7 protein-coding genes are annotated in these 14005 nt (G+C 66.4%); 1 reads left to right on the top strand and 6 read right to left on the bottom strand.

Annotated elements, in window-relative coordinates; genetic code table 11:
* Positions 1-428: 428 nt before the first annotated feature.
* The 5 genes from I4Q42_RS15980 to I4Q42_RS15960 all read right to left on the bottom strand — a co-directional run bounded on the left by I4Q42_RS15980 (position 429) and on the right by I4Q42_RS15960 (position 12112).
* Positions 429-3437, bottom strand: a complete 3009-nt coding sequence (locus I4Q42_RS15980) for a TonB-dependent receptor domain-containing protein (protein ID WP_198577079.1) — start codon at positions 3435-3437, stop codon at positions 429-431.
* A gap of 124 nt (positions 3438-3561) precedes the next feature.
* Positions 3562-4563 (bottom strand): FecR family protein, encoded by a 1002-nt coding sequence (locus tag I4Q42_RS15975; RefSeq protein ID WP_198577078.1) that lies wholly within the window; start codon positions 4561-4563, stop codon positions 3562-3564.
* 15 nt (positions 4564-4578) lie between these two features.
* Complete coding sequence (locus I4Q42_RS15970; protein WP_198577077.1) at positions 4579-5094, bottom strand: RNA polymerase sigma factor; 516 nt, start codon at positions 5092-5094, stop codon at positions 4579-4581.
* Between the two features lie 499 nt (positions 5095-5593).
* Entirely contained in the window at positions 5594-10759 is a 5166-nt protein-coding gene (locus I4Q42_RS15965) for a hypothetical protein (RefSeq protein ID WP_198577076.1), read from the bottom strand.
* Positions 10760-11191: 432 nt separating this feature from the next.
* The gene (locus tag I4Q42_RS15960; protein WP_198577075.1) at positions 11192-12112 is read right to left on the bottom strand and encodes a HEPN domain-containing protein; all 921 of its coding nucleotides are present in this window, start codon (positions 12110-12112) and stop codon (positions 11192-11194) included.
* Between the two features lie 176 nt (positions 12113-12288).
* Between I4Q42_RS15960 and I4Q42_RS15955 the strand changes: the two genes are divergently transcribed.
* A complete protein-coding gene (locus I4Q42_RS15955; RefSeq protein WP_198577074.1) occupies positions 12289-13203 on the top strand; it encodes a LysR family transcriptional regulator in 915 nt (304 codons plus the stop codon).
* A gap of 86 nt (positions 13204-13289) precedes the next feature.
* On the opposite strand, the gene I4Q42_RS15950 is transcribed toward I4Q42_RS15955, so the two are convergent.
* Positions 13290-13997, bottom strand: a complete 708-nt coding sequence (locus I4Q42_RS15950; protein ID WP_198577073.1) for a CerR family C-terminal domain-containing protein — start codon at positions 13995-13997, stop codon at positions 13290-13292.
* Positions 13998-14005: the final 8 nt, after the last annotated feature.

Below are 14005 nucleotides of genomic sequence, written 5' to 3'. Positions count from 1 at the left end.
GCCGCTCTCCCACCGATGGTCGTTCAAGCGATGGATCAGCATGCGCTGCCCCGAGGGCGAGAAGGCGCCCGCGACCATGCCCAGCTCGTTCGAAGGCGCGCCGACGAACATGGCTTCGGCTGGATGGTCGAGATCGACCACCCGCAGCCGGCTGGCGGCCAGGGTGTAGGCGGTGTCGTAGTCGAACCGCGGCGCGTCCAGTTGACCGACGGCGGACTGGATCACGAGCCAGCGACCGTCGGGGGACAAGGTGGTCGAGGTCAGCGTCTCGGCCGACAGCAGGTCGTCGACGGTGAAGGGCCGGGCCAGGCACGGGCGCGCGAACAGGACGCAGCACAGCGCCGCCACAGCCAGGATGAGCTGTCGCATGACTTGTTTTCCAAGGAGAGGACTAGGCGCGCGCCACGGGGGCGCGCGCCCTTACGGCGCTACCAGCGCTTTGTCAGTTGCAGCGAGAGAACCCGCCCCAGAACGTCGGCGTTCGCCGGGTCGTATCCCACGCCCTGCACCGCGTCATAGAAGGGCGGATCCTGACCCAGCAGGTTCTGGGCGCCGGCCGCCACCACCAGGCCTGAGAGCGGCCCTGACTTGGCCGGCGCCGTCCACTGGACCTGGAGATCCAGCGTCGTCCAGGACCCGATCCGTCGCCCCGCGGACGTCGCGTAGTCGTCTACATATCGCAGGAAGCCCGAGGCCATCAGCGATCCGCGCGACCAGCTCACGCCGAGGTTGGCTCGCCAGTCTACGGGGAAACCCGCCTGGTCGACATATTGGATCGCGGCCGCGTCCTTGGTCAGCTTGCGCTGGTAGTCGATCAGGTAGCTGGCGTCGCCGATGAAGGTCAGGTTCTGACCAAGCAGCGTCACCGGCCAAGTCGCCTGTAGGTCGAGGCCTCGAACGTCGAGCTCACCAGCATTGAGATTGCGCCCGTCGATGATCGCGCCGAACGCCGTGGCGGGAAACAGCTTGGCGTCGGTTGAGGTGGGATCGTCGATCAGCTCTTGGGCGGCGGCCATGTCGGCCGCGTTCGTGGGATCGAGCGTCCGCACGAAGCCCGCATAGATCGGGTTGGTCAGGGCGTTGACGATGTCGTCGTAGACCGGGTGACCGACCTGGTTGGAGAAACGGGTGTCGAAATAGGTGACGCTGAGGCGCGCTCCACGCGGCGCGAAGCTCGGTGTGAAGTCGGCCCCGACGGTCCAGGTCTTGGCCGTCTCCGGACCAAGGTCCTCGTTGCCGCCGGTCTTCATGAGGATGAGAACCTGCTGCCCCTTCGAATTGGTCAGGAAGGTCGCGCCGACGGCGTACTTCTCATGGATGTCGGCCAGGGTCGGGGCCCGAAAGCTCGTCCCGTAACTGGCCCGCACCTTCAGGCCCGCGGCCGGCTCCCAGATGGCGCCGATCTTGGGATTTTCCGTGCTTCCGAAGTCGCTGTAGCGCTCGACGCGGCCGGCCAGCGACAGTTCAAGGCGGCGCACCGCCGGGACCGCCATGTCCGGCGAAACCAGCGGAACACGCAGCTCGGCATAGGCGGAGGCGACGTCACGCTCGAAAAGCTTGCCGTCGGTGGTGGTCGGCGTCGCCGCCGAAGTCAGGTTCGTATTCCAGACGATGAAGTCTTCGTGCCGCCCCTGGGCCCCGAAGGCCAGTTTCACGTCACCAGCCGGGAGCCTGGCGAGCGTGCCATCCAATTGCAGGCCGCCAGAGGTGACGCGATTTCGCCGGCTGTGATGCTGGTAGCCGCTGTTGATGAAGTCGAGCACCGTGCGGTTGTTGGCGCCGAACGGGTTGAAGTACCCATCCCGCGCGGCGCTGTAGCTGGTGGCCGCATCGTCGGCGATGTTGCCCAGCGCCTCGCTGAGGAACCGGCTGTTGAGCGTCTTGTTCTGGTTGCGCTCGCCTTGGTCAACGCCGTAGGCGCCATAGACGTCCCACCGCCAGGTCCGACCGAAGTCCTGGCCCGCGGCGAGGGTCAGGGCGAGGTTCTCCGAGTTGCCGGTCGTACGCTTGGGACCCAGATCGTCGGAGAAATCGTAGGCGATGAGGTGAGACGTCGCGCCCGTCGGCGAGACGAAATAGGGATTGGCCGCCCGCACCGTGAAGATCGTGCTCGCCCCGGCTTGGCGATAGGTGAAGCGCCGCCGCGTGTAGAGGCCTTCCGCCGACAGCTCGAGCTTGCCGATGTCCTGGCGCAGGCTTGCATAGACGCTGGCCCGCTCCTGAGCCGGCAGGGTGTCGGAGCCTTTGCGGCTGTCACCGTAGTTCGCCGTCCCGGCGGTGAAGTCCGAAGCCTTGGTCGCGCCGGTCCTGGGGATCGCGTAGAGCGGCACGTAGCCGCCGGCGCTGGCGCTGTAGACCACGATATTGCCGGGATGGGCGTAGATGGTGCGGCGGTCCGTGCCGCCGAGCGCGCGCAGGTCCGCGGTGGCGGTGGCCGTCCGCTCATCGGCGGCCAACGCCTCGCGGCGATAGTATTCGGCCGAGAGTACGGCGCTTCCGCCAGACCAGCGCTTTCCAAGGGTCTGGGATAGCTGGCGCTCCTGCGCCGTTCCCCCTTCGGCCACGCTCACACGCGCTCGCGTTTCGGCGCCTTCGAAGTCACGCTTCAGAAGCACGTTGACGACCCCGCCCACCGCGTCGGAACCGTAGAGCGCCGAGGCCCCATCGAGCAGCACCTCGACCCGATCCACCGCGCTGGTCGGGATCGCCGATACGTCGGCGAAATTGCCCTTCAGCCCGGTGCCGGCGATGCGCCGTCCGTTGATCAGCACCAGCGTCGCCGAGCTGCCGAGCCCCCTGAGGTTGATGCCCGTGGAGACGGTGTCGTTGGTGAAGCTGCGATCGGCGCCCAACAACTGATTGGCGGGCGTGGAGCCGCCGCCGAAGTTCTGTGGAAGCGCCGCCAAGGCGTCGACCAGGGTCGCCCGGCCAGACCTATTCAGCGCATCGGCGTCCAGCGTCACGACCGGCGAGGGCCCGTCGTTGGCGCCGCGGATCAGGGTGCCGGTGACGACGATCTCCTCGACCTCGACGGGCGCTGCCGGCGCCAAGTCCGCGGGCCGGCTGACGGCGGCGGCGCCATCGAAGGCGATCGGCGTGACCTGGCGCTTGAGCACGAAGGACTTGAGGTTGCCCCGACGAACCTGCATCGGCGCGCCCTCGAGCAGGCGTTCGATGGCGCATTCCGGCGTCAGCCTTCCCCGCAGGCCTTTTGACTTCAGGCCGGCGACCTCCTCAGGCGAGTAGAGCAGTTGCTGCCCACTTTGCTCGCCGAACGCCGTCAGGGCGCGATCCAGCGGTCCGGGCGGGATGTCGAACGTGACGAGCGACTGCTCGGCAGCGGCCGGGGCCGGTACGACGGCGAAAGTCGCGGGAATGACGAATGTCGAAACAGCCAGACCAGCGAGCAATCGGCGGCGAAGAGTTGGAATGCACACGCTTGAAGACCCCTCAGACGCACGCGCGGCGTCCGTCATGGGACGGATCTTCTTGGCTCGGCGCTCGGCGTCGCGGCATTGACGCGCCAGCTCGCCGTTTCCCCTGGAAGGCCTTGGAAAAAAATTACGCGCCCGCATCGGCTCCATGTTTGCGGCTGAGACGAATGACCCCCTTGGCGGGATGCGTGACGGTCAGATCGTGAAACTCGGCGACCGAACTTACGAACGTCTCAGTGTCGCCTGCGTCGAACACGCCGGAAATCCGACTATCGGCGAGCGCGCCTACATCGAGCTCGATCCGCGTGCGGTCGTAGCGTCCCACTTCAGCGACCGCGTCTCGAAGCGGCGTGCCTTTGAAGGTCAATCGCCGGCTGGCCCAGCTGGAGGCAGCGCCGACATCGACGATCGCCGGCTTGGGGGCGCGGGCGGCAGTGGAGAGCCCTTCCCCCGGAGCCAGCCGCCATTTTCGCTCGACGCCAGCCTCTTGCTCTCGAACCTCGACCGCCCCCCGCAGCAGCGTAACCTTGGCGCCGCCCTCTTCGCGGCGGACGTCGAACCGCGTTCCTAGCGCGGTGACGGACGTGTCGCCGGCCGAAACGATAAAGGGACGGGCCGCGTCATGAGCGACATCGAACAGGGCCTGGCCCCGCACCAGGCGAATATCGCGTCGGGATCCCGAGAAGCGAACCGTGACCTTGCTGGCGGTGTCCAGGGTCAGGGTCGATCCGTCGGCCAGCTTCAAGGTCCGCTGCTCGCCCACCTCCGTGGCGTAGCCGCGTGGGCCAAGAGCAAGGTAGCCGCCGCCGACCAGCAACGCGGCCCCGCCAACGCTGAGCAAGACCGCCATAGCGGGTTTGAACTGCCAGCCCTTGGGTCGGGGGGGCTTAGGCGCGGTGCGAGCGAGCGTGTCCGACAAGAGGCCCGCCACGTCGGCGTCGTGCTGAAGGGCTCCCGCGCGTCCCCAGAACCTGTCGACCTCGTCGTAGGCCTCCCGGTTGCCTGGAACCTTGCGCCACAGCCGGAAAGCTTCGAGGTCTGTGGCCGCAACGTGCTTCTTCTTCAGCCGCGCGAACCAGTCGGCGGCCTCCTCGTGGGCTTGAGTGCTGGGAGCGGTCGAAAGGCTCATCGGTGCTGCTTCCGTTCAGTCCCGCATCTGGCTCATGCAATGAGCGATCGCCTTGCCCAATCGCCACTCCACGGTTTTTACCGATAAACCACAGCGTGTGGCGATCTCTTCATAGGTCAATCTCTGGAACCGGCTCAAGACGAACACATCGCGATAGGGCTCGGGGATCGACAATATCATCTCTTTGAACAGAAGTTCGTCCAGCGGGCCACTGTTCGGCGAGCCTTGCGCTTCCTGAACGACGGCGTGCACGTGACGGGTCCTGACGGAGCGACGGCGCAGGAGATCTCGGGCCAGGTTGGAGGCGATCCGCGCGAGCAGGGCCTGAGGTCTCTTGATCTCCGCCGTGTCGTGGGGGGCCAGGCGCACATAGGCTTCGTGGACGACGTCCTCGGCGTCTGCGTCGATCCGCGGGCCAAACTGCTTGCGCAACGTCGCACCGAGCCAAGGGGCATAGCGCCGGTAGAGATCTTCCAGGCCTTCAGAGTGCTCCCAGCCCTCCGGCGCCGCGCGCTTCACATTCCGGGTCATCGGCCGCTCCGTTCAGGTCGGAGGCGATGGAAACGGTCGAGCGAAATGGACGCGGCAGCCCAGCTGCCACGGCTCGCGCCGATAGGCGCGTACGCGGCCGCACGCGGCCGTCGTCTGAGGCTTCAACATCGCACGGGGTTTCCACGCCCCACCGCCGCCCTGGGGCGCCGGCCGGTGAATCCTGAATCAATTGGAGGGCCCGCGCAAGTTGCATATCTGCGTTCAGCGGTAGAAGGGGCGGGCGTTGGAAACCTTGCGATGTCGAAAGGCCCGCCGACTTCAGCCGCGATCGACGCCGATAACCCCCGGCTCCAGATCGCGGCCTATAGGGCGGCGCCCGCGAGTTTTTGACTAGGCCAGGTTCGCGCAGTCGGCAATGTCCGCTTGGCGCCATTTGCTGCCGTTGATGCGCCTCCCGGAACCGGACACTCGGCGGCTGTGGAGTCCGGCAAGCACCGCGCCTAGCCAATCCACCAAATTCTAGGCGGCGCGCGTGGGCTCAGATGCTGCGCCGAACGCGATCCTGCAGGACGAGGGCGTCGGGCGTACCGATGCGTGCCAAATGGCCTACGAGTACGAGCAGCGGATCGCGAAATCCTGCGTCGGATTTCAGGCGCGCGGCATCCTCCTTTAAGATCGCCATCACGAGCTCGGCGAGCGCCGAGCCAGCACCATCCCGCAACGACGACTTGGCGACTAATACGCCATTGAGCCAATCCAGGGCCTGAGCCCGCAACGCTGCGCCGGCCGAACGCGTCAGGAAGCGGGCGTAATCGCGAAGCGCTCGATCGTCCCGGGCCAAATGGGTCTCGGCGAACGCTTCGTAGAACCGCGCCAGCCGAGGCACATGGGCAAGTATGCCAGGCGATCTACCTATCGCGTCGGCCGCATCGAGGCCGAGCATGTGCCGTCGCAGATCGCTGGCATGATAGTAGCGCCCGCGATCGGCCCAGCCTGGTGCGAACACGAACTCAAGCATCGCCTCCCAATTGGCGACAAACGGTTCGGCGTCGGCCTCGTCGTAGGCGCGCAGGAAGAAGACGTCGATGAAGTGCTCGACGGTGTATTCGCCGGCCGGGCCGAGGGCCAGGATCGGCTCCCACAGCGGTCTGCCGCGCTCGACGTCGCTGACGCGAACGCGTGCGGCGATCGCTCGGATCGCAGTGTGGCCAAAATCGTCGGCGCGATCGACGGTGTCGTCATCCGTGTCGCTCTCCCGGCCGCTATGCATGGTCCAGTCGATGAAGGCCCACAGGTCGCGCAGCGCCGTACGATGATCGTCAAGATCTTCGGGCGACGGCGTGGCCTCCCGGTCGAGCGACCACTGGTAAAGGGCTTGCACGCCCTGTCGTTGAAGCCCGTAGGCGTAACGCCGGCGGTGGGCCCGCCAGGGCGCGGGGATCCCCGGCTGGCCCGCGCGGCGAAAGCGAGAACGCCAGAGGCGCTCGACCCTCATGGCGACGCTGAGCGGTGTCGGCGCGGTGGTGCCCGAAGCCGTAAGGTCGAAGCCCGCCAGGCGCTCGCGCCATCTGTCGGCACGCGCCCGACTGCCCGGCTCATGCGTGTCCGGCGTCAGAGCTTGCAGCGCCGCGCCAAGGATCGAGAGCGTGACCACCCGCGTCCAAAGGACCGGGATCTCGCGCCGGCGAGGAAAGATCGCCAGGCTGGTCTGAGTGATGACGCCCCCGTCGCCGCGGGCCAAGCCCCGCGCCAAGATCTTGGCCCAATCGGCCCTGGCACCGACACCGGTCAGCAACCCGTTCAGCGCCCCAAGACACGCCCACCGCAGCGCCAGCCGAGGAACCTCTTCACGCGAAGCTTTGAGCAGGATCTCGCGACTGTGTCGTTCGAGCACTGCGGCGATTGCTTCGGCGCACTCCCGGCGCGCCCGGATCTGCTCAGATCCTCTTGTCAGGAGCAGGCCGCCAAGCGCGCATTCGATAACTAGAGTCTCGCTGGGGTCGAACACGCCCATCTGGCTGACGTCGTCGAAGTAGCCAAGCAGCGCCTCGGCCTGACCCTCGTTGAAATCGTCGTGGTTCAGGGTGCTCCTACACCAGTCGACGATCGCGCCGGCGGTGACGGGCTCATCGTCTTGCTGAGGCCCGTTGTGGCCGGCGATCGCCTTGGAAAGCTCGGCGGGGCACTCGAACGTCCAGACCAGCTTGCCGTCGCTGTCGGCCCGTTGCACCCAATGAACCGGATCCAGGCGGGCGAGCAGCAGCCTTCGCACCAGCTGGTCGCGCCCTTCGAGCACCTGCGGCCAGAGCGTCACCGCCTTCATCAGGGTCGCTTCCATTGACGGCGAGCTCTGTCGGCGCTCTCGCACAACCTCGGCGAGACTGATGACCCTATGGGCGGCGAATTCCCAGTCGCGGGCCAGTTGCCATAGCCGCTCGCCCATCCGGGACCAGCCAAAGCCGTCGAATTCGTACCGCGCCGTCGCGCTGCGCGTCTCGTCGGCGTCGAATAGGTCGGGACACGTAAGCAGCGGGGCCAGACAGCCTTCGAGAAGTTCCGGGCGATGCTTGGCCAAACCGCATAGCACCCCCAGGATCGCGACCGAGTTGCTCTCGTTCAGCAGACGCCCGATGGTCGGTGTCAGATCGTCTCCCGCACCGCACCGGAGGAGCAGCCACCGCTCAAGCGCGTCCAGAGCGCCGTAGAGCTGCAGATTGCCGTGACGGCGACACTGCGCCCAGGCCAGCACGTGACTGCCCCCCACATAGTCGCGCGTCCTGCCCTCGCCATCGGCAAGCCTCAGGATCGGCGACTTCTCCCCTCTCCGCGCCTGGGCCTCAGCCCAGCGTTCGGTGCAGAACGCCGTCAAGGCCAAGACGGCCGTCACGGCCTCGTCAGGCGAATTGTTCAGGAAGGCAAAGAATGGACTCTTCCAATGGATCATCGGCGCGCAGTCATGATCATGTTCCAGACCCAAGGGGTCATCGAGCATGCTGCCATAGCTTTCGTGCGGCCGATCCTCGACGATGCAGGCCAACAGCACTTCGCGGGCCACCGCCGGCATCGCCACCGCCAACGGCGTGAAATCGAGCGGATCGAGCACCACGCGCCTGAAGGAGTCGTCGATACGGCCAGCAGGACCAAGCGGCCAGGGCGGCAAGGGGCGCGGTGACCAAGACAGGGGTGCGGCCTTGGGCCTTCGCCGCTTCTGATTGGCGGCCTGGGCCGCGCGGCGTCGCGCGCGGTCCTTGGCGTGGATGGCGTCCACCCGTGCGGCCGTTTGAGGATCTAAGGGGCGGCGACCCGCCAGTTCGAGTGCAAACGCCGCCACTTCATCCGGCAGCTCCGCCGCCGCCGCCAAGGCAGCGACATAGAGCGGATTTCCGTCGTCGCCGCCCCGGCCGACGCAGCCATGCGCGACGCTCATCACCTGTTCGGTGCGGGCGCTGGCCAGGGCGAGAATCGCGGCTTCCCGCCGCGCCGGAAACGGGCTGGATTCGAACATCGTCGGCGTTTTTTCCAGCCACGCGCCGCACACCTTGGCGACCACCGATGAGCCCAGGGCGGCGACCTTGTCGTGATGAGCGGCGAGAAAGCGTAACATCGGTGGCCAGTGACGCAGGATGGGCGTGCGATAGTGGCTCTCGATGTAGAGAGAGACGTCCGCGTCGTCGCTCTGCACGCCGTTTGGCGTTGACGCCACGTGCATGAACCGGCGTAGCAGGCGGTCTAGCAACGCGCCCTTGTCGGCCAGTAGCCTATCGGCCCGGCGGCTCAGGAAAACCTCGGCGTTGGGATCGAGAAACAGCGCATCGAGCAGAAGGTCGGCGGCGGCGGCGTCCTTGGGATCCTGTAGCGCCTCGAACGCGGCGTCCCATCCGTCGCCCGCTTGGTCTGACCGATGCAGCAGATGAAGGCCGAGCAGGCGCAAGGCCGGCAGCCAGAGCGGGCGATCCGCCAGTCTGGCCCACGCGCGTGGGTCGTCCATCTCCTTCAGCGCCTGATACCGCGCCCAGTCCGAGGCTAGGTCGTGCTCGAAACGGACGCGGTAGCGGTCGTTCATGACCAGGGGTAAGCGCGCCTGCCCAGCCTTCAGGGCGGCCCGGTCCCCCGCGTCGAGCAAACTGACCGCAAAGCTGCGCTCGTAGTCGGCCTCGCGCTTGGCCAGCCGGATAAGCAGACTGTGTTGGTTGATGTCGTGGGTCGTCCAGTGGTCCCACAACATGTCGGCGATGTCGGGCAAGGCCAGAGATGGCTTTTCGGAGCCGTCCGCGGCGGGGACGCTGGCGAGCCAGGCAAGAGTTCGGATGTTGCCGAGCGCGGCCACTAAGCCGCCGTCATAGGCGTGCGCCCTCAAGCGCGGCGAGCGCTGCAGGATCGCTCGGATCTCGGCCTCGGTTAGCAGCGGCGGCGTGATCGGACCAACCGCGATCGCCTGCCAGAGCGCACGAACGTGCGTGTCCTGCGCGATGCCCTGGCCGATGACGACGACACGCCAGGTCCGCTCGCCCGCCCGCAGGCGCTCGACCAGCGAGCGCACCACGATGGCCATGCTCTGGGCCGGCATCTCTGCGAAGCGTTCGACCGCGTCGAGCACGAGGATGTTGTGAGGCTTCTCGCTGCGGGCCAAGAGCTGCTGGAGATTCAGCGCTTGCGGTCCAAGCCCGCTGAGCGCCTGCTGCGCCTCGTCCGGTCCCAGCCAAAGCTGCCGGGCGGCCGGGAACCCCGCCGCCAACCCGGCCTTTACCCACGCCGACTTGCCCGTGCCGGACTCGCCCGTCACCAGGCAGCAGCCGGTCTTCTCCAGCGCCGCCGTCAGCAGCGCGGTGTCGCGCTCCAGGTGATGGCCATCGTGGAAGCGCGTCTGGACGGTGGCCTGTTGCTGAGCGCTTAGCGCCTTCAGCTTAGTCCAGGCCGGCGCGGTGGCCGGATGGCCCTTAAGGGCATGGCGATCTCGAAGACGGCCGATCAGCGGCTCCAGGGCGATCGAACCGCCGCCGACGCGTGCGTCGTGGGCCTCCTTCACTAGCGCCGACCAAAGATCTCGTCCCTGCTCCGGGCTTGCGTCGCAAAGGACCGAGCGGGCCCGCGCCACCGCCGCCTCCTCCATCATCGAGGGTGTCAGCTGAAAATCAGAAGCCAGCACATCGAGGCGACGGATCAGGTGCGCTGTCTCGACCGAGCCCTCCCCTAGCGCCACGCTGTCGAAGATGGCGCGGTGCCGGTTGGACGCGTGGATCCGCGACAGGCCAATCTCGAGGGTGTCTCCCGACAACCAGGTCTTAATGTCGTGCCATAGCGGCTGGAACTGCGCATGCCGCCCCCGGATGGCGAGCGCCATCTGATCCATATCGCGATCGAAGAGGTCGGGCCGCCGCCACTGCGACCAGGCCAGCTCGACGAATTCGCGTGGGAGGGCGCGCGCGGTAACCTGGAGATTGGACTTGCAGGAAATTGTCAGGCGCCGGTTGCCGGTGCCGGCGTCAATGCCGGTGATCCGAAGATCATCGATGAGGGATTGGTCCGGCGGAAGTTGGAATTCCACGAGGCGGGACGGGACGGCGAGCGGAAGGGCCGGCTCGTCAGCCAGCATCCGAGTCAGTTGGTCGGCCGCGATAAGATCCTCGAACGAAAACCCCGCGCCGGATGTCGATCGCGCACTGACGCGATCGCGGCCTTTGCTGGTCTCGTTTTCCCCGTCCATGTCCTAGGTATAGCCGTTCGGCGCGATTCCCGCAGCGTGCGCCGAGCGCGTCTGGAGCAACGTCTAGCGGTCGGGCCGCAGTCCCGGAACCCCGCCCTAAGCCAGCGAGAGGATCTTGCCCAGGCTCTGCTGCTGAGCAGTCGTCGGGTATCCGCTCCTGCGAACCGACACTGACCCGAACCAACGGTCGGCGATGGGTCGCGTTCGCCCCAAAGCTGAGCTATTCAATCATCGGCTGCAATGCACCGGATGAGTCTATGTGGCAAGACAATGAAACTGCCCGCGACTTTCTGAACTTCTCAGCCGTCGCCGATACGGTGGCGGAGATCATCTTGCAGGCGCGCGGGCGGCCGATCTTAATTGGCATCTCCGGCGCCTGCACTCGCCGACTGCGGACCTTCCCAACGTCAGCGAAGAGTCATCCAGCGGACTTCAGGCCGCTAGTCGCTCAAGCTCCGCGATGCGTTCTTGGGCGATGATTTCGACCATATCTTTCAGCGTGCCGACGCGCTCTTCCAGCCAACCAAGGTGCTCGACTGAAATCTCGTACGTCTTTGAGTAGCGAGCTTCGACGTAGGCGCGGCGGATGAGGTCGAAGCCCTGACGCTCGAACTTGTTGGACCCAGGCCAGATGCCTATGAGGCGAGCGTCCATCGCCTCCGCGCGATCCCGAAGCAAATTCAGGCGATGGGTCTTCGAGCTGTATAGAGTGAGAACCAGAACGATGCCGTGATAAAAACGTTCGGCAGCCTGATGTAATTCGAACGCTGCCTTCTTTGACCAGCGCGGCCCTTTTGCGATGTGATCCCTGCCGGTCTCCAAAAACTGGTCGGCGCTCTCGAACCATTCCTCGTGATAGCTCTTGGTTTCGCTATACGCGTCGCGCGGGGACAGAGCTTCGGGCGAGGCCAACGGAAAGCCGCTTTCCTCGAAAAGCGTAATCCCGTCTCTCAGAATATCCGTAAAAAAGTAGCGGCCCAAACGGAGTTGCTCGTTCACGTCATCAAGGCTGTGAACGATGAAATTAGGCTGGGTGCGCAGGTGCTCGCCGGAGGCCAGCTCTCGCAGGAGGACCTCGTCGGATTTGCTCCAGAATTTTTCGAGGTCGGCCAGATCGTCGTGGTTGACCACCACCAGCAGATCGAAGTCCGAGAAGTAGCGGCCCTTAGGATCCTCGACCCAGTCGCCGCGGGCGTAGCTGCCAAACAGGATGATCTTGAGCAGGCGGCCGTTGCGGAAACGGGGCATGGTGCGCCGGCTCAGCGCATCGGCAAAGCCGCTACGCAGAGTCTCGACCACGAACTCGAGCTCCTTGCGCTTGCCCGCCGGCAGATGATCCAGGCTCGTCTTCATCGTTCCTTCCGTCGGACGCTTCGAGGCCGGAGTCTAGGGCGGGAAGGGGCGTGAACGCCAGGGTTGTTGGCGGATAGGCGGCGGATATTGATTGTATATTCGCTCTATAGTGTGGATTGGCGGGGCGGCTCGCGTTTCCATGCTTCGGGTCGCGACCGGGCGCGACCAGGAGCGCCATGTACGACGCCGAGCCCCTTGTCTTCGATAGCGCCGCCGCAGGCCAGACCAGCGCGCGCTTGGGCGTGGGGCTACATCATCTCCGGTACGTCCTGGCCGCCGCCGAGTACGGCGGCTTTAGGCGCGCGGCCCGCAAACTGGGCGTTCAGCAGTCGGCTGTGTCGCGCCGGATCAAGGAGCTCGAGGCGCGCCTGGGGGCGCCGATCTTCGAGCGTAGCCTGCAGGGCGTCCAGCTGACGAAGGCCGGCGAAGACTTCGTGCGCGGTGCCCAAACCGCTGTCATGGAACTCGACCTGATGGTCGATCGGGTCGCCGACGCCGGGCGTGACCAGATGGGATCCCTCAGCGTCGGCGTGCTCGGCGGTCTGGGCGGTGGGCCGCTGCAGGGCCTTCTGCAGCAGCTAGTCCGATACGATGACGGCTTGCGGGTGGATCTCGTCGAAGGCGAGGCGCCGGCCTTGGTTGGCGCGCTCCTCGCCGGTCGGTTGGACTTGGCCTTCCTTCTGGATCCGCCTGGCCAGCTGACCTCGATCGCGGCCTGGCGCGAACGACTGATGATCGCCCTGACGATAGACGATCCCCTTTGTGCGAAATCTGCCCTCAAGTGGTCGGACCTGGTCGGCCGGCGGGTCCTTTCACCCACCGGGGTCGCGCCGGCCGTCGTCGCGCTGGCCTCCCGACGGGCGCCCAACCTCGCCGTCGAAGTCCTGAACGCGGGCGCCGGCGGCGCGGCGCGCATGACCGCCCTTGGCCAGGGGTGCGCCATCGTCAACGAAGGCGCCTTAGCCCCGGTGACGGGCGTGGCCTACCGTCCGATCGCTCGCGGCTTCCTCCCCTTCAGGGCGGTCGTCGGACGACGCCCGGAGAAACCCGCCATCCGACGTCTGCTGGCCCTCGTTGAAGCCACGGCCTAAGGCCGCGCTCCTTCGGCGTTAAAAGCGAAGTCGCGTCTGATCAGGATCGCCATGGGCGGTCCGGGCAACGTCCGGAGTGGTTGGCCTCAACGGCCCAACGCGTCGACCTGCGCTTCCAGCTGCGCGACCACCTTCTCGAACCGCGCCGCCCCAGCGTCGGGCCAGGCGAGAACCTTGAGCGCGATTGGACGCACGACGCTGAAGGCCGAAAGGCTGGAGATCAGCATAAGGGCCTGAAGGCGGGCGGACTGGCCGGTCTCGGCCTGGCCAAGAACGCGTGCGATGAGGCCAGCGGTCAGCTCGACGCCTGGGGCCCAAAGCTCGCCATGGAGGATGTCGAAGGCCGGACCCTGCTGGGTCATTTCCTTGAGCACGAAGCCTGTCCAGTCGCCGATATTATCATCGGGCGTCTTGCCGGCCCCAACCAGCAACTCGGCCAAAGGGCGCAGCACGGCCTTGAGGCGGGCGCGAGCGTCCTCGGAACTCATTGGAGAGGCCAGCGCCGCGTGTGCCTCGCTCACCAGGGGCAGCATCCGCACTGCGTAAACGTCGATGATCTGTCGGGCGCAAGCCAGGTAGAGGCCCCGCTTGCCGCCGAAATAGTATTTCAGGGCGGGCAGCTTGACCCCGGCCGCTTCGGCGATCTGGCGGGTCGTGGCGGCCTTGAAGCCGTGCTCGCCGAACTCCGCCAAGGCCGCCGTCAGGATGCGGGCGCGAGCCTCCCCACCCTTGCGATAGCCGGCGGACGGCTCGGGCGGCGTGAGGGCCGGAGGGGGAAGCGCGCCATCGTCCATGCCCCGGC

Source organism: Caulobacter hibisci (assembly GCF_016135805.1).
Taxonomy (GTDB): domain Bacteria; phylum Pseudomonadota; class Alphaproteobacteria; order Caulobacterales; family Caulobacteraceae; genus Caulobacter; species Caulobacter hibisci.
The sequence above is the reverse complement of the archived record's forward strand: the minus strand, read 5'-3'. Positions and strand labels throughout refer to the sequence as shown.

Bases quoted from the DNA above. Each gene is read 5' to 3' on its own strand.
- I4Q42_RS15975 (WP_198577078.1), bottom strand. From the start codon at position 4,563: ATGAGCCTTTCGACCGCTCCCAGCACTCAAGCCCACGAGGAGGCCGCC.
- I4Q42_RS15970 (WP_198577077.1), bottom strand. From the start codon at position 5,094: ATGACCCGGAATGTGAAGCGCGCGGCGCCGGAGGGCTGGGAGCACTCT.
- I4Q42_RS15965 (WP_198577076.1), bottom strand. From the start codon at position 10,759: ATGGACGGGGAAAACGAGACCAGCAAAGGCCGCGATCGCGTCAGTGCG.
- I4Q42_RS15960 (WP_198577075.1), bottom strand. From the start codon at position 12,112: ATGAAGACGAGCCTGGATCATCTGCCGGCGGGCAAGCGCAAGGAGCTC.
- I4Q42_RS15955 (WP_198577074.1), top strand. From the start codon at position 12,289: ATGTACGACGCCGAGCCCCTTGTCTTCGATAGCGCCGCCGCAGGCCAG.
- I4Q42_RS15950 (WP_198577073.1), bottom strand. From the start codon at position 13,997: ATGGACGATGGCGCGCTTCCCCCTCCGGCCCTCACGCCGCCCGAGCCG.